The organism is Streptomyces lunalinharesii, from assembly GCF_039532155.1.
Classification (GTDB): Bacteria; Actinomycetota; Actinomycetes; order Streptomycetales; family Streptomycetaceae; genus Streptomyces; species Streptomyces lunalinharesii.
Window position 1 is genome coordinate 36,961 of record NZ_BAAARK010000017.1, and the last position, 16,087, is coordinate 53,047.

Annotated in this window: 9 protein-coding genes; 3 read left to right on the top strand and 6 right to left on the bottom strand. The window is 75.1% G+C overall.

Annotation, left to right across the window (positions count from 1 at the left end; translation table 11 throughout):
- Positions 1-247: 247 nt before the first annotated feature.
- The 5 genes from ABD385_RS24045 to ABD385_RS24065 all read right to left on the bottom strand — a co-directional run bounded on the left by ABD385_RS24045 (position 248) and on the right by ABD385_RS24065 (position 8,625).
- Positions 248-3,868: a hydantoinase B/oxoprolinase family protein gene (locus ABD385_RS24045; protein WP_344579594.1), complete on the bottom strand. Its 3,621-nt coding sequence runs from the start codon at positions 3,866-3,868 to the stop codon at positions 248-250.
- The gene (locus ABD385_RS24050) at positions 3,865-4,725 is read right to left on the bottom strand and encodes an SGNH/GDSL hydrolase family protein (protein ID WP_344579595.1); all 861 of its coding nucleotides are present in this window, start codon (positions 4,723-4,725) and stop codon (positions 3,865-3,867) included. The genes ABD385_RS24045 and ABD385_RS24050 overlap by 4 nt, the downstream gene beginning before the upstream one ends.
- A complete protein-coding gene (locus ABD385_RS24055; RefSeq protein ID WP_344579597.1) occupies positions 4,722-5,957 on the bottom strand; it encodes a glycosyltransferase in 1,236 nt (411 codons plus the stop codon). Before ABD385_RS24055 ends, ABD385_RS24050 begins: the two co-directional genes overlap by 4 nt.
- The gene (locus tag ABD385_RS24060) at positions 5,954-7,087 is read right to left on the bottom strand and encodes a glycosyltransferase family 4 protein (protein ID WP_344579600.1); all 1,134 of its coding nucleotides are present in this window, start codon (positions 7,085-7,087) and stop codon (positions 5,954-5,956) included. The genes ABD385_RS24055 and ABD385_RS24060 overlap by 4 nt, the downstream gene beginning before the upstream one ends.
- Positions 7,088-7,200: 113 nt before the next feature.
- Positions 7,201-8,625, bottom strand: a complete 1,425-nt coding sequence (locus ABD385_RS24065) for a HEAT repeat domain-containing protein (protein ID WP_344579604.1) — start codon at positions 8,623-8,625, stop codon at positions 7,201-7,203.
- Between the two features lie 312 nt (positions 8,626-8,937).
- Here ABD385_RS24065 and ABD385_RS24070 point away from each other — a divergent pair, with 312 nt between their 5' ends.
- The gene (locus ABD385_RS24070; RefSeq protein WP_344579606.1) at positions 8,938-10,404 is read left to right on the top strand and encodes a PP2C family protein-serine/threonine phosphatase; all 1,467 of its coding nucleotides are present in this window, start codon (positions 8,938-8,940) and stop codon (positions 10,402-10,404) included.
- 324 nt (positions 10,405-10,728) lie between these two features.
- On the opposite strand, the gene ABD385_RS24075 is transcribed toward ABD385_RS24070, so the two are convergent.
- Entirely contained in the window at positions 10,729-12,255 is a 1,527-nt protein-coding gene (locus ABD385_RS24075) for a DNA-binding protein NsdB (protein WP_344579609.1), read from the bottom strand.
- 286 nt (positions 12,256-12,541) lie between these two features.
- Between ABD385_RS24075 and ABD385_RS24080 the strand changes: the two genes are divergently transcribed.
- Positions 12,542-13,675 carry an aminoglycoside phosphotransferase family protein gene (locus ABD385_RS24080; RefSeq protein ID WP_344579612.1) on the top strand — a complete coding sequence of 378 codons (1,134 nt, stop codon included), beginning with the start codon at positions 12,542-12,544 and terminating at the stop codon, positions 13,673-13,675.
- 344 nt (positions 13,676-14,019) lie between these two features.
- Positions 14,020-16,032 carry an N-acetylmuramoyl-L-alanine amidase gene (locus ABD385_RS24085; RefSeq protein WP_344579613.1) on the top strand — a complete coding sequence of 671 codons (2,013 nt, stop codon included), beginning with the start codon at positions 14,020-14,022 and terminating at the stop codon, positions 16,030-16,032.
- Positions 16,033-16,087: the final 55 nt, after the last annotated feature.

The following is a 16,087-nucleotide window of genomic DNA, read 5'->3' on the forward strand; positions in this document are numbered from 1 at the left end:
GCCGTTCACGCCCGGCGCCCCGGTTCCCCCGGCGTTCCGGACGCCTCCGCTGGGCACTTTCCGTAGCGGATCAAGCGCCCCGAGTGACCGACTCGGGCGTCCGCCCGGAAGGAACCGTGATCGCCATGCGTCTCGCCCCGCGACGGTCGCCTTCGAGGCGTGCCGCCGCGCGGCGTCGGAGGAGTAGCGCCCGGCACCCCCGACGCGCCCGGCCGCGGACCCGACGCGGTCCGCGGCCGGGCGCCGGCTACGCCACCCCGTACCCGCCGCCGCCCGGCGTCCGGACGACCAGCACGTCGTCCACGCCGACCTCCGCCGCGTCGCAGCCCCGCAGTTCCTCGCGCGAACCGTCGGCCCGCTCCAGGACGTTGACGCCCAGCGCGCCAGGACCACCGCCGGCCATGCCGTACGGTGCGATCCGCCGGTGATGGGAGAGCAGGGCGATCGTCATCGGCTCCAGGAACCGCAGCCGGCGCTCGACCCCGCGGCCCCCGTGCCAGCGGCCGGTGCCCCCGCTGCCGTCCCGGAGCGCGAAGCCGTCGACCCGGACGGGATAGCGCCACTCCAGGACTTCGGGGTCGGTCAGCCGGGAGTTGGTCATGTGGGTCTGCACGGCGTCCGCCCCGTCGAAGCCGTCGCCGGCCCCCGCCCCGCTGGCGACCGTCTCGTAGTACTGCACCCGCGCGTTGCCGAAGGTCAGGTTGTTCATCGTGCCCGAGCCCTCGGCCTGGACGCCCATCGCGGCGTAGAGCGCACCGGTGACCGCCTGGGAGGTCTCCACGTTGCCGGCCACGGTGGCCGCCGGGTAGACGGGCGCCAGCATCGAGCCCTCCGGGACGCGTACCCGGACGGGCTTGAGGCAGCCGCTGTTGAGCGGGATGTCCTCGGCGACCAGGGTCCGCAGGACGTACAGCACGGCCGCCATCACCACCGAACGGGGCGCGTTGGTGTTGCCGGGCTGCTGCGGCGAGGTGCCGGCGAAGTCCAGTACGGCGCTGCGGGCCGCCCGGTCGACGGTCAACGCCACCTGGATCTGTGCGCCGCTGTCCGTCTCGTAGCGGTAGCTCCCGTCCGACAGCCCGCCGAGGATCCGGCGCACCGACTCCTCGGCGTTGTCCTGGACGTGGCCCATGTACGCCCGCACGACGTCCAGCCCGAACTGCTCGGTCATCCGGCGCAGTTCGTGGACGCCCTTCTCGTTCGCGGCGATCTGGGCGCGCAGGTCGGCGAGGTTGACGTCCGGGGCCCGTGACGGGTACGGCCCGGCGGTGAGCAGGTCGCGGGTCTCCCGCTCCCGCAGCGCGCCGTCGCGCACCAGCAGCCAGTTGTCGAAGAGCACCCCCTCCTCCTGGATGGTGCTGCTGAAGGCGGGCATCGAGCCCGGGGTGATGCCGCCGATCTCGGCGTGGTGCCCCCGGGAGGCGACGACGAACAGCAGCTCGCGCCCGTCGGCGTCGAACACCGGGGTGACGACGGTGACGTCCGGCAGGTGCGTGCCCCCGTGGTACGGGTCGTTGACCGCGTACACGTCCCCCGGCCGCAGGTCGTCGCCGCGGCGCCGCAGCACCTCCTTGATGGACTCCCCCATCGACCCCAAGTGCACCGGGATGTGCGGGGCGTTGGCGATCAGGTTGCCCGCGGCGTCGAAGAGCGCGCAGGAGAAGTCCAGCCGCTCCTTGATGTTGACCGAGTGGGCGGTGTGCTCCAGGCGGACGCCCATCTGCTCGGCGATGGCCATGAAGAGGCTGTTGAAGACCTCCAGCATCACCGGGTCCGCCGCGGTGCCGACGGCGGTCCGCCCGGGGCGCGGCCGGACCCGGGTCAGCTCCAGGTGGCCGCGTTCGCCGACGGTGGCCCGCCAGTCGGGGTCGAGGACGGTCGTGGCGTCGTCCTCGGCGACGATCGCCGGGCCGCTGAGGACGTCACCGGGCCGCAGCGCGCCGCGGTGGTACAGCGCGGTGTCCCGCCACCGCCCGCCGACGTACATCCGGACGGTCGCCGAGGCCCGCAACTCGCCGTGTCTTTCCGGCAGTTGGTCGTGGTGGTCGGCCGCGCCGCCGGCCGCGCCGAGCGCCTCCACCGACACCGCCTCGGCGACCAGCGGCTTGTCCATCGCGAAGGCGTACCGCTCGCGGTGGGCCCGGACGAACTCCGCGGCCATGGCGGCGGCGTCGGCGAGCGGCACTCCGAGGGCGGCGTCGGTGCCGGCGTAGCGGACCAGGACCCGGGCGCGGGTGGTGAGCGACGCCGCCGGCACGCCGTCGTCGAGGAGTTCCCCTCGGGTCTGCCGGGCGAGGGCGTCGCACACCGTGTGGACCCGGTCGATCGCCCCCGGCGCGTCGAACGGCTCCTCGACGGCCTGCTCCCGCATCGCGGTGGCGTCCGCGACCCCGATGCCGTAGGCGGAGAGCACCCCGGCCAGCGGCGGGACGAGGACGGTGTCGACGCCCAGGGCGTCGGCGACCGCGCAGGCGTGCTGGCCGCCCGCGCCGCCGAAGCTGACCAGGGCGTAGCGGGTGACGTCCCGGCCGCGCTGGACGGAGATCTTCTTGACCGCGTTGGCCATGTTGAGCACCGCGATGTCCAGGAAGCCGGCGGCGACGTCCTCGGGCCCGCGCGCGTCGCCGGTCGCGGCGGCGGCCCGCGCGGCCAGCTCGGCGAACCGGGTGCGGACCGTCGCGGCGTCCAGCCCCTGGTCGCCGTCCGGCCCGAACACCGCGGGGAAGTGGTCCGGTTGGATGCGGCCGAGCATCACGTTGGCGTCGGTGACGGTGAGCGGGCCGCCGCGCCGGTAGCAGGCGGGGCCGGGGTCCGCGCCGGCCGAGTCCGGGCCGACCCGATAGCGGCGGCCGTCGAAGTGCAGCACCGAGCCGCCGCCGGCCGCGACGGTGTGGATGTTCATCATCGGGGCGCGCATCCGCACGCCGGCGACCTCGCTGCCGAAGATCCGCTCGAACTCGCCCGCGTAGTGCGACACGTCGGTGGACGTGCCGCCCATGTCGAACCCGATCACCCGGTCGAAACCGCCGCGCCGGCCCGGCCCGCCGGCCTCCGCGGCCGCCCGGACCATCCCGACCACCCCGCCCGCCGGCCCGGACAGCACCGCGTCCTTGCCCCGGAAGTGGGTGGCCTCCCGCAACCCGCCGTTGGACTGCATGAACAGCAGCCGGATGCCGGGGAGTTGAGCCGCGATCCCGTCGACGTAGCGCGCCAGGATCGGCGACAGGTACGCGTCGACGACGGTGGTGTCGCCGCGGGCCACCAGCTTCATCAGCGGGCTGACCTCGTGCGAGCAGCTGACCTGGGTGAAGCCCGCGGCCCTGGCCAGCTCGGCGACGGCCCGTTCGTGCGCGGTGTGCCGGTAGCCGTGCAGCAGCACCACCGCGGCGCTGCGCAGACCGTCCGCGCGGGCCCGGCGCAACTCCCGGCGGACGGGTTCCGCATCGAGCGGCCGGACCAGCTCGCCGCGGGCGCCGATCCGCTCCGGCACCTCGATCACCCGGTCGTAGAGCGCCTCGGGCAGCACGATCCGCCGGTCGAAGATCCGCGGCCGGTTCTGGTAGGCGATCCGCAGCGCGTCCCGGAACCCCTCGGTGGTCAGCAGCACCGTCGGCTCGCCGGTGCGCTCCAGGAGGGCGTTGGTGGCGACGGTGGTGCCCATCCGGACGACCGAGACCCGCTCGGCGGGCACCGGTTCGTTCGGTCCGAGCCCCAGCATCATCCGGATCCCGGCGACCGCGGCGTCCTGGTAGCGCTCGGGGTGGTGGGAGAGCAGCTTGCCGGTGACCAGGCGCCCGTCCGGCCGTCTGCCCACCACGTCGGTGAAGGTGCCGCCGCGGTCGACCCAGAACTCCCAGCGCCCGGTCATCCCGCCATTGTCGCAGCGCCGCCCGGTTCGGACAGGGCCGCGAGGGCGCTGCGGGTGGCCCGTTCGGCGGCGGCGTCCAGCAACCGCCCGGATCCGGCCACCCCGTACCGGCACTCCCGTGCGGCCAGCGCCAGCAGTCCGGGCAGCAGGTCGGTGCACCGGTCGGCCACCCACCGGGTGCCGCGGGTCGCCATCCACACCAGCGAGCCGATCCGGGTCGGCGGCGGGCCGTCGAGGGTGAGCGGGGGCGGCGGCCCGCAGGCCAGGCCGCGGGCGGTCAGCGCGGCGTGGAAGCCGCGGGCCAGCAGCCGGTGGCCGCGCTCGCTGGGGTGCAGCCGGTCCACGCTCCAGGTGGTCCGGTCGGCCACCCAGGGGTGGTCGGCGAGGTGCAGGTGGACGCCGCCGTAGTGGGCGGAGACCGCGTGCACGACGGTGTTGACGGCGCGCATCCGGCGGGCCAACGGGCGGGCCAGCGGCGCGGGCAGCCCCAGCATCCGGCCGGGGTCGGGCAGGCAGGCCGTCAGCACCACCGTCCCGCCGGCGCTGAGGGTGCCGTGGGCCTGGTCCAGCGCCGCCGCCACCCGGTCGATGGCGAACGCGGCGCGCAGCGTGTCGTTGGCGCCGACCAGCACGGACGCGAAGCGCGGGGCGAGCGCGCGGGCCTGCGGCAGCTGCTCGCCCGCCACGTCGGCCGCCAGCGCCCCGCTGCGCGCCAGGTTCACCAGCGGGACGTCGCCGGGCCGCTGACCCAACCCGTCGGCCAGCAACGCCGCCCAGCCCCGCCAACCACCGCCCGCCACCGGATCGCCGAGCCCTTCGGTGAGCGAGTCGCCGAGGGCCACGAACCCGGGCGTCACCGCCGGCTCCAGGGGCCGGCCGGCCGCGGTCCGACCGGTGCCATCGGCCGCCCGCCGGCCGGCCTGGGCGCGTCGTGGGCCGCCAGGAACGCGGTCACCGCCGGCTGCCAGCCGTACCCCTCGGCGCGCCGCCGGGCCGCCGCCCGACGAACGGGCTCGGGCCGGGCCAGCACCCGCTGCACCGCATCGGCGAAGGACCCGCCGTCGTCCAGGGCGGTGTCCCCGCCGTCGCCGACCAGTCCGGCCAGCGCCGACGCCGCACTGGCGACCACCGGGGTGCCGCAGGCCAGCGCCTCCAGCGCCGCCAGCCCGAACGTCTCGGCCGGTCCCGGCGCCAGGACCAGGTCGGCGCCGGCCTGGAGCGCGGCCAGCCGGCTCCGGTCGGCGAGGTGCCCGAGGAACGTCACCGGCAGCCGGGCGGCCCGCGCCCGGTCCGCCAGCCGGCCCCGCAGCGGCCCGTCGCCGGCCACCACCAGCGCCGCGTCCACGCCCCGCCGCCGCAGCTCGACGAGGGCGTCCAGGGCCCGCCCGGGCCGCTTCTCCGGTGACAGCCGGGAGCACAGCAGCAACAGGACGGCGGCCCGGTCGGCGTACCGGTCGCGCGGCGCGCCGCGGCGCAGGTCCGGGTGCCAGGCGGCGAGGTCGACCCCGAGCGGCGCCCGCACCACGTTCCGCGCCCCGGCCCGCAGGAACTCCGCCGCCGCCCACTCGGTCGTGCACACCACCCGGCTGTAGGCGTACGCGGTACGGGCGTTGGCCCGGTCGGCGACCGCCCGGGCCAACGGGCGCGGCACGCCCCAGGTGCGCAGCACGCCGTCCACGCTCTCGTGCGACACCATCACCGCCGGGACCCGGGCCCGCCGCGCCCACTCCCCCGTCCAGCGCAGCGTCGTCCGGTCCGAGACCTCCAGCCGGTCCGGGTCCAGTTCGGCCAGCAGGTCCCGGAGCCGGGGGCGGTCGGCGAGCACCCGGTAGCCGCCGGTACCGGGCACCTGCGGGCCGGGGAGGGTGAGCACCCGCCCCTGGGCGGTCTCCTCGTCGCGGATGCCGCGCGGCCCCACCGCGTCCGGTGGCCCCGGCACGACGAGCACCGGGTCGTGGCCGGCGGCCCGGTAGCCGGCACCCAGCTCGCCCAGTGCGGTGCGCAGCCCGCCGGAGGCCGGGGCGACGAAGTTGGCGATCCGGACGATCCGCAGTCCCGTCCGGCCGTTCCGGGCCCGACGGGCGCTCACGCCGCCACCGCCGTCCGGTCGGCCAGCACGTCGTCGTAGTGGGCCAGCAACTGGTCGCCGACCGCCTCCCAGGTACGGGCCGCGACCGCCCGCCGGCCGGCGGCGCCGTACCGCACCCGCAGCTCCGCGTCCCCGAACAGCGTCCGCACCGCGTCCCGCACCGCCACGCCGTCCCCCGAGGGGACCAGCAGCCCGGTCCGCCCGTGGTCGACGAGGTCCAACGGTCCGCCGGCGGCCGGGGCGACCACCGGGACCCCGGAGGCCATCGCCTCCTGCACGGTCTGGCAGAAGGTCTCGTAGGGCCCGGTGTGCACGAACACGTCCAACGACGCGTACAGCCGGGCCAGTTCGTCACCGGTCCGGCGCCCCAGGAACCGCACCTCGGGCAGCTGCGCCCGCAGGGTGGCGGCGCTGGGGCCGTCCCCGATCACCACGGTGCGCACGCCGGGCAGCCGAGAGGTCTCGGCCAGCAGCCGGACGTCCTTCTCCGGTGCCAGCCGCCCCACATACCCCACCAGCAGCTCCCGTCCCGCCAGCAACGAGCTGCGCAGCACCGCGTCCCGCCGCCCGGGGTGGAACCGCGCCGAGTCGACCCCGCGCGGCCACAGCCGCACCCGGGGCACCCCGTGCTCGGTCAGGTCCAGCAGCGCCGCGCTCGACGGGGCCAGGGTGAGGTCGGCGGCGGCGTGCACCGCCCGGATCCGGCGCCAGGCCGCCGTCCCGCCGCGCCCCAGGTAAGTCCGCGCGTAACGCGCCATGTCCGTCTGGTAGACCGCGACCGCCGGCACCCCCCGCCGGGCCGCTGCCGCCATGCCCCGTGCCCCCAGGACGAAGGGGCTGGCCAGGTGCACCAGATCGGGCCGGTGGCCGTCCAGCGCCGCGGACAGCCGCCGCCCGGGCAGCGCGATCCGCACCTGCGGGTATCCGGGCAGCGGCATGGAGGGCACCCGCACCACCGGGCACGGGCTGTCGTTGCCGTGGCCGGTGGCGGCCGGTGCGGAGTTCGCCAACGGGGCGATGACCAGCGGTTCGTGCCCGCGCCGGACGAGGTGGCGGGCGGTCTGGAGGGCGCAGTGTGCGACGCCGTTGACGTCGGGCGGGAAGGATTCGGTGACGAGGGCGACACGCATACCGCTGTTGTCGGCGCACCGTGCGTGGACCGCGCCAAGGGGATCTTTCCAACCGGCGAACGTCCCATGAGCGTTCGCCCCTCCGCCCGCTCAGCCGGGCGCCGGTCGCGGCCTCACACCGCCGAGGCGTCCGGACCGAAGCGGGCGCGCACGGCGGTCTGCACCTCGGCCTCCTCGGCCGGATCGGCGGCGAGACGGCGGAGCTGTTCCACCACCCGGTCGTCGCCGGTGGCCGCGTGCCGGGCGGCGAGTTCCCGGGTGGTCTCCTCGCAGTCCCAGAGGCACTCGACGGCGAAGCCGGCCGCGAACCCGGGGTCGGTGGCGGCGAGCGCGGCGGCGGCCCGGCCGCGCAGGTGCGAGGAGGAGGTCTCGCGATAGAGGTGGCGCAGCACGGGGGCGGCGCAGGCGATCCCGAGGCGACCGGCACCGTCCACCAGTTCCCACAGCGCGCAGGCGTCCGGCCCCTCTTCCAGCACGGTGCGGCGGAGCGCGGCCAGTACCAGGTCGGTGTCGCGACGCGCGCCGCGACAGGCCAGCATCGCGGCGGCCGACGCCCCCAGCCGGTCCGGGCGCGCGGCCCAGGTGCGGGCCCGCTCGACAGCGGCCACGCTGCGCATCCGTTCGTAGGCGGAGAGCGCGGCGGCCACCAGCGGCTCCCCGGAGAGCGGATCGGTCGCGGCGGCCTCGATCAGGTCGAGGACCGCGCCGTCGCCGCGCTCGGCGAGGTGGTGCAGGACCGCGGCGCGCGCCGCGTCGGGTCCGCCGCGGCCGGCCCGCAGCAGCTCGGCGCGGTCCTCGGGACCGGCGACGGCGCTCAGGCAGCGGGCGGCGGCGAGGTAGCGGTGCTCCCCGGGGCGCGGTTCGAGTTCGTGCTCGGCCCACTCCAGCACCTCGGCCACGCTCCAGCCGGGGCGCGGGCCGCGCGGTCGGAGCTGGCGCTGCCAGCGGTCGAAGGAACCCTGCTCGTCGGCGGCGGCCAGCCGCGCGCCGTAGCGGCCGTCCTCGGCCCACAACCGCCAGGGCCGGGGCTCGAAGGCGTCCCGCACGGTGGCGGCCAGCAGGGCTTCGCCCTCCGGGGTCGCGGGGAAACGGGCCAGGACAGCCGGCGCCAGGCCGATCAGCCCGGCGTCGTCGTCACGCAGCGCGAGTTCGTCGAGGGCCCAGCGCCAGTTGCTGCCCACCGCGGCGTAGCTGCGCAACAGCAGCCGGGCGGCGTCCTTGCCGTACGCGGCGAGGTGGCCGAGGACGGAGAGGGTCAGTCCGGTGCGCTCCTCGCCGGTGTCGGTGAGGTCGTCGGGGTGGAAGAGGTGCCGTTCGATCTCCTCGAGACCACCGTCGAGCTGCATGTAGAGGCGCGCGTAATAGAGCGAGCGGTTCTCCACCTGCCAGTCCCGGCGCGCGTCACACAGCACACTGTCGTTGAGTGCCGCGAGCGCCTCGGCCCGCGGCGCCGCGAGGGCATGCAGGGTCCCGTCGCCGCGGCCTCGCTGAAGGAGGCCGAGCAGGGTGCCACTGGGCGCTATGTCTGGATCGAACATGAGGTCAGCATCCGGTGCGGGGGACAGGCTGGCAACGGGATTTCCGCTGACCGGCATTCTTGCCGGTGACCGCGGACCGTATGCGTCGTTCCCACCATGGATCGGCGGGGTAGACAGCTGTACGGCGGCCGCAGCCTAGCGTGGAACCATTGCTTCCGCCGATTCGGGCCCGGTTGCCACAAGGAGGCCGATGACATATGCCGGGTGCACCACCGTATCGGGTAGTGCCAAATCCCTTACGGTCCGTCGCAGCCTGTGCAAGAGTCGTAACCGGCCCATACGTTCCGGCGCCGCCTGATCACGGAGTACGTCATGCCGCCCCCTCTCTTCGCGGATCACCCAGCCGATCAGACCCCCGAGCGTGGCGCGGTCGAGGCACTCATCTCGCAGGCCCGCACCCTGCGCGGTGGCCTCGACGCGGTACGCAGAGAGTCCTCGGTCGCCGGTGACCTCGCCGCCGACCCGCAGCTGCGCTGGCAGCGGGCGCTGTGCGAGCTCGCCGTCCACCACCTGGACGACCTCGGCGGCCACCTCGACCAGCTCAGAGAGGGCCTGCCCAGCTCGCCCACCGGGGCCGCGGAGCCGCGCGTCGAGCTGCCGGTGGCCCCGCCCGAGCCCGCGGCGCCCGAGCGGGGCGCGCTGCTGCGCCGGGTGGGCAGCGCCGAGTGGAACCTGCTCACCGACGAGGTGACCTGGTCCGACGAGCTCTACACGATGTTCGGCCGGGAGCCGGCCGACGAGCCGCTGACGCTGGACGAGCTGCCGTCCCTGGTGCACGCCGACGACCAGGAGAAGCTGGCCGTGATGGTCACCGACTGCCTGGTGGACGGCCGGCCGATCGACGGCGAGTTCCGCATCCTGCGCGTCGACTCCGGCATCCGCACCGTCCACATGGTCGGCGAGCCGGTGCTCGACGCCGACGGCAGCACCGCCTGCATGTGGGCCGTGCTCCGCGACGTCAGCGAGCTGCGCCGGAGCCAGACGGCGGTGCGCGAGACCGGTGACTCGCTCCAGCGCCAGCGGCACATCGCCCAGACCGAGCACCGGCTCGCGGTCGAACTCCAGGAGGCCGTGCTGCCGCCGTGGCGCGGTTCGCTGCGCTTCCCCGAGGGCGGCCCGGTCACCCTGGACCTCGCCGGGCGCTACCTACCGGCCGACACCTCCGCCCTGATCGGCGGAGACTGGTACGACGCCCTCCAACTCCCGGACGGGCGCACGCTGTTGAGCGTCGGCGACCTCACCGGGCACGGCGTCGCGGCGACGTCCGGCATGGCGATGGTGCTCGGCGCGCTGCGCGGCATGGCCGTGGCGGGGCACCGGCCCGGGCAGCTGATGGGCTTCCTCAACCAACTGCTGGACAGCGCCACCCAGCCGGCGCTGGGCAGCGCGGTCTGTTGCCAGTTCGACCCCGCGACGCGGGTACTGGAGTGGTCCCAGGCCGGGCACCCCGCGCCGCTGCTGTTCCGCGGCGGCACGGGGCGCGCGCTGGACCCGCCGGAGGGCGTCCTGCTCGGGGCCACGACCGGCGCCAGTTACGGCCAGCGCGCCGAGCAGTTGGAGCCGGGCGACCTGCTGGTGCTGCACACCGACGGGCTGGTCCCGCGCCGCACCCACGGTCCGGACAGTGCCCACGAGGGCACCGAGCGGCTGCTCGCGCTGGCACCGCGGCTCGGCGCCGCCCGCAGCGCGCAGGAGAGCGTCCGCATCGTGGTGGAGGAGTTCGGCGCCACCGAGCGGGAGGACGACGCCTGCGTGCTGCTCGCCAAGGTCGGCGACTGACGCACGGCGCGACCGTCGGGCGGACCGGCCGCGGGGGCGCCGGTCACCCCGAGCGACCTGACGCTCTGGTGAGGGCCCGTCAGCTCCAAGCTGCCGCAGGTCGGCGGGCGGATCTTCAGACAGGTCTTCGGGTAGTTCTTCGGGCAGGGTGTTCCACTGGGATCTCCCGCGGGCGTCGGGTGGTGTCGGTGACGAGGGGCGAGCGGGCTCGGCGCGACCGGCCGGTCGACGAGGGCGGAGGCGCACCGTCGCCGCCGTGCTCGCGGGTGCGGGCGTGGGTCCGCCCCGACGGCAGCTGGTGGACGACGCGGCCCCGCAGGACCCTCAGAGCGAGAAGTTCGGCCCCAGGTCCGGTCCGATGCCCGGCTTGAGGGCGGCGCCCTTCCCCTTGGCCCGCGGCTTCGGCAGGACCTGCTGGAGCTCGTCGCGGAGGTCCTGGATCTTGCCGCAGCCGGCGAACTGGCCGGTGAGCCGGAACATCTCGCGCAGCCGGTCCCAGGTGCGGTGCGAGGAGTTCTCCCCGATGGAGATCAGCGCCAACCGGGCATAGCGGTCGGCCCGTTCGGGTTCGTTGCCGAGGAAGCAGGCCGAGGCCATCGAGATGTAGTCGAAGATCTGCGACCGCTGGTGACCGCTCCTGCGCAGGTGCAACGCCTGCTTGGCGTGCCTCTGGGCGATCTTGGCGGCGGACGGGTCGTGCTCCGCGAGCGTGCGGAACGCCAACGCCTGCATGCCGTGCAGATCCGCCTCGTCGAACATCTGCATCCACGCCGGCGGCGGTACGTCGCCCCGGTCCGAGACGAACAGTTCCTCGGCCTCGCCGAGCGTGCGCCGCATCGCCTGGCCGTGGCCCTTCGAGGCGTGGGCCCACGCCTCGATGGTGTGCAGCATGGCGCGGGTGCGCGGCAGGGTCTCCTGGCCGGAACCGGACTGGGCAAGCTTCATCAGGTCCAGGGCGTCGTCCGGACGGCCCAGGTGGACCATCTGGCGGGCGGCGCGGGAGAGCGCCTCGCCGGCGCGCGGACGGTCGCCGCCCTCGCGGGCCGCGTGGGCGGCGATGATGAAGTACTTCTGCGCGGTGGGCTCCAGGCCCACGTCGTGGGACATCCAGCCGGCCAGCACCGCGAGGTTGGCGGCCACGCCCCAGAGCCGGCGCTGGAGGTGGTCGGGGTGGCGGTAGGCCAGCATCCCGCCGACCTCGTTGAGCTGGCCCACCACGGCCTTGCGCTGGAGGCCGCCGCCGCGGGCCGCGTCCCAGCGGCGGAACACCTCGACGGAGTGCTCCAGGGCGTCGATCTCCTGCGACCCCACCGGGGCCGCCTCGTAGCGGTCGAGGCCGATCTGGTCGAGTTCGTACAGGGATTCGTGGGCGAGCGGATCGTCGTGGTGGAGGGCGAGCGGAGCGGGGTCGGTGTGCAGCCAGTCGTGCAGGGCACCGGTGAGTGCGGAGCCCGCGGCGAGCGCCGCGCCGGCCCCCACCAAGCCGCGTCGATTGAGCATGAGGTCCATTCCCGTGAATTCCGTGAGGACCGCCGCGGTCCGCTCGGGCGCCCACGGCAGACCGTCCATGGCCTGCCGCTTCCCCGCGCGACCGGTCCGGGCGAACCCGAGGTCCTCGGTGGTTACGACACGGCCGAGGCGCTCGGTGAAGAGGGAGGCGAGCACCTTGGGCACCGGGTCCCGGGGCGTCTCGCCCATGTCGATCCAGCGCCGGACCCGCGAGGTGTCGGTCGCCAGCTGCGGATGCCCCATGGCCGCCGCCTGCCGGTTGACCAGCCTCGCGAGTTCTCCCTTGGACCAGCCGGCCAGGCCGAAAAGGTCCGCGAGACGAGCGTTCGGCTCCCTGCTCACGTCAAGCCCCCAGGTTCCTCGACTGAGTTGACAGTAACGGCCGGTGACAGGGGCTGCGAGCATTCGCCAGGGTTCGCCAGGGTGCGCCAGATGGTCTGCCACCCGCAGCCGCGTGTTCGGTAGGTGTGCAGCCCCCGGCCCGGTGGCGGGACCGCATTCCCCAGGGTGCGTGCCCTGCACGGGGACCTTGAGGATCGGCCGCCTGTACGGGGCCCGTTCACGGGTTCCCGCCGCCGGGCCGGGAGCGCACGCAACTCGTCGGCGCACGAAGGGACCTGTCTCACCCATGTATGCAGCATCGTCCGCCGTGACCGCCCCCACCCGGACGTACCGCCCGCACCCCCACGGGAGCGGGCCGTATCTGGATCCCACCCCTTCCGCGGGGGCGGTGACCGGTCTCTCCGGCGGCCGGAACCGGCGGGCACAGGGGATGGGCACCCAACCGCTCAGCGGGAGACTCGACTTGTCCGGCCCCCAGGGCGCCCAGCTGCGCGCCGCGGTCGCCTCGGTGCACCGCATCTGTCCGGAGTTCAACCCGGTCCAGGTGCTGCGGCGCGGCGGGAAGTCCGTACTGCTCCTGGGGACGACCGGTCGGATGAGCGCCGTCGCCAAGTGTTTACTGGACCACTCCCCCGCCTGGGCCGACAGCTTCCGGCAGGAAATAAGCGCGTACCGGGCGTTCGTCCGGCACCGTCCGCCGGTCCGGGTTCCGCGGCTGGTGGCGGCCGACCCCGACAACTGCACGCTCGTGGTGGAGCGCATGCCGGGGCGGGTGGCGGCCCTGACGCGCCACCCCTCCGAGGCGCCGCCGCGGGCCGACGTGCGGGCCGCGCTCGGGGCGATCTGCCGGATCAACGCCTGGCGTCCGCCGGCCGGCCTGTTCGACGCCCCGCTGGACTACGCGGGCCGGATCGGGCGGTACCACGATCTGGGGCTGCTGACCGACCGCGATCTGGGTGACCTCCAGAAGCTGCTGCACGGCCTGGCGCACACCCAGGGCCAGTTCTGCCACGGCGACGCGCTGCTGAACAACGTCCTGCTCTCGCCGGTCGGCCCGGTGCTGCTGGACTGGGACAACGCGGGCTGGTACCTCCCCGGCTACGACCTGGCCACGCTGTGGACGGTGCTGGGCGAGGCGCCGGTCGCCCGCCGGCACATCAGCCAACTCGCCCAGGCGGCGGGCACCGCGGCCCGGGACGCCTTCCTGGTGAACCTGATGCTGGTGCTGACCCGCGAGATCCGGCGCTACGAGACCGCGGTCCAGCGGACCATGCGCGAGCCCACCCCGGCCGCCGTGCCGGGCGGCGGAGCGTCCGGGGCGCCGGGGGCGGGCGAGGAGCAGCGGTTGCTGCTGCGCAGGCTGCACGACGACGCGCAGATGGCGCGGCGGGCGGTGCGGGCGGCGGTCGGCACCCGCTGACCGCCGGGGATGCCGACGGCACCCCGAGGGGGAATCTGTGAGCGGCGCGCCCTACCAGGGCCGCGCCGCTCACCCATGCATTGGTCCATTCCACTGACGCCCCGCAGCTCCCGGGCCCGCGCCGGGAAGGCTCCTCAGGTGATGCCCTGACATGCGAAATCCCGAGCGGGTGTGGTGATTGACGGCGCGTCGGCACAACTATGGTTCTCGGCCGACCTGGGCCCTAGTCTCGGGTTCTCCCGCACGGCCGCGGCCTGGGCCGGTGCCACGCTCCACCGGGCAGGCCCTGGCAAGGCACACCACCGTCACACCGCCCCGGCTCGGGCCGGCTTGAGGAGGCTGTTTTGCGAGGATCCGCACCGGAAGACGCGTCCAGAACCCGCCATGCCGTCCTGCGCAGATCCGCCACCGCCGTCGCCGCGGCGGCGCTGCTGGTGCCGCTGGTCGCGGCGACGCCGTCCGCGCCGGCCGGGCAGCCGCCGTCCGGCGCCCTCCAACGGGCCTTCGGCGACGCCGCCGCGCGCTACCACGTGCCGCGCAGCGTGCTGCTGGGCGTCGCGTACCTGGAATCCCGTTGGGACGGCCACGGCGGCGCGCCCAGCGTGTCCGGGGGCTACGGGCCGATGCACCTGACCGACGCCCGGACCGCGGTGGCGCGGGACCCGGAGTTCAGCTCGGACGCCGCGGACGCCCGCGGCGACACCGCCCGGCCGCTGCGGACGGCCGCGCCGGCGCGGCGGGCGGTGCTGCCCGCCGAACTCCCGTCCCGGCTGCGGACGTTGACGACCGCGGCGCGGCTGACCGGGCTGCCGGCGGCGAAGCTGCGGTCCGACCCGGCCGCGAACGTGCGGGGCGGCGCCGCGCTGCTCGCCGCCGCCCAGCGTCAGCTGGGGTTGCCGGCCAGCGCCGATCCGGCCAAGTGGTACGCGGCGGTGGCGCGCTACGGGAGCGCGGACGATCCGCGCAGCGGGGCGGCGTTCGCGCGGGACGTCTTCGGGGTGATGCGGCAGGGGCAGCGCCGCACCACCGACGCGGGGCAGCGGGTCACGCTGGCCGCCGCGCCGCGGCTGACCGCCGACGCCGCGCAGGAGAAACGTCTCGGCAGGGCCGCCAGCGCCCGGCGCGCCTCGACGCGGGAATCCGGTGCGGCGCTGGAGTGCCCCTGGACGGTGGCGTGCGAGTCCTGGCCGGCGCCGTACGAGCAGTACGACAACGGCACCAACTACGGCAACCACGACCTGGCGGACCGGCCCAAGGACCAGCGGATCGACACCCTCGTCATCCACGACACCGAGGGGTCGTGGGACACCACGCTGCGGCTGATCAAGGACCCCAAGTACGTGTCCTGGCACTACACCATCCGTTCCGCTGACGGGTTGATCGCGCAGCACGTGCGGACCCAGGACGTCGCCTGGCACGCGGGCAACTGGTACGTCAACGCGCACTCGATCGGCATCGAGCACGAGGGCTTCCTCGCCACGCCGGACGCCTGGTACACGGAGGCGATGTACCGCGCCTCGGCCCGGCTGGTGAAGTACCTGGCGGCGAAGTACGACATCCCACTGGACCGGCAGCACATCCTCGGCCACGACAACGTGCCGGGGACGATCCCGTCGACGATCGCGGGGATGCACACCGACCCCGGTCCGTACTGGGACTGGGCGCACTACTTCACCCTGCTGGGCCGACCGTTCGAGGCCACCGCGGGCCCGCACGGCGGCCTGGTCACCATCCGTCCGTCCTACGACGGCAACCGGCCGGTCTACACCGGCTGCGAGAAGGCCGGGGAGAGCTGTGCGGCGCACGGTTCGGCCGCGGTCCGGCTGTACACCGCGCCGAGCGAGAGCGCGCCGCTGGTCCAGGACGTCGGGCTGCACCCGGACGGCTCCCCCAGCACGACCGGGGTGAACGACACCGGGGCGCGGGCCACGACCGGCCAGCGGTTCGCGGTGGCCGGCCGGGACGGCGACTGGACGGCGATCTGGTACCTCGGGCAGCGGGCGTGGTTCCACAACCCGCGGTCGAACCCGACGGCGGTGGACGCCAAGGGCCTGGTGGCCGTGCCGAAGGCGGGCCGGGCGGAGATCCCGGTGTACGGGAGGGCGTACCCGGAGCAGGCGGCGTACCCGTCGAAGGTGCCGGTGCAGTCGGTCACGCCGCTGCCGTACAAGCTGCTCGCCGGGCAGGAGTACGCGGTCGGCGGGCAGGTCCGGTCGGACTACTTCTACTCGCCGACCTTCGACGTCAACCAGCACGCGGTGGTCCGGGGCAAGGACAGGTACTACGAGATCCAGCTGGGGCACCGGATCGGCTACGTGCGGGCGGCCGACGTGGACGTCCGGTCGTCGGGGTCGTAGCCCCCGCACGGTGCCGGAACGCGGTGCGCCCGGTGGACGGCTCGCGAGCCGTCCA

Coding starts and splice junctions, on each gene's coding strand:
- ABD385_RS24045 (WP_344579594.1), bottom strand. CDS start 3,868: ATGACCGGGCGCTGGGAGTTCTGGGTCGACCGCGGCGGCACCTTCACC.
- ABD385_RS24060 (WP_344579600.1), bottom strand. CDS start 7,087: ATGCGTGTCGCCCTCGTCACCGAATCCTTCCCGCCCGACGTCAACGGC.
- ABD385_RS24065 (WP_344579604.1), bottom strand. CDS start 8,625: ATGTTCGATCCAGACATAGCGCCCAGTGGCACCCTGCTCGGCCTCCTT.
- ABD385_RS24070 (WP_344579606.1), top strand. CDS start 8,938: ATGCCGCCCCCTCTCTTCGCGGATCACCCAGCCGATCAGACCCCCGAG.
- ABD385_RS24080 (WP_344579612.1), top strand. CDS start 12,542: ATGTATGCAGCATCGTCCGCCGTGACCGCCCCCACCCGGACGTACCGC.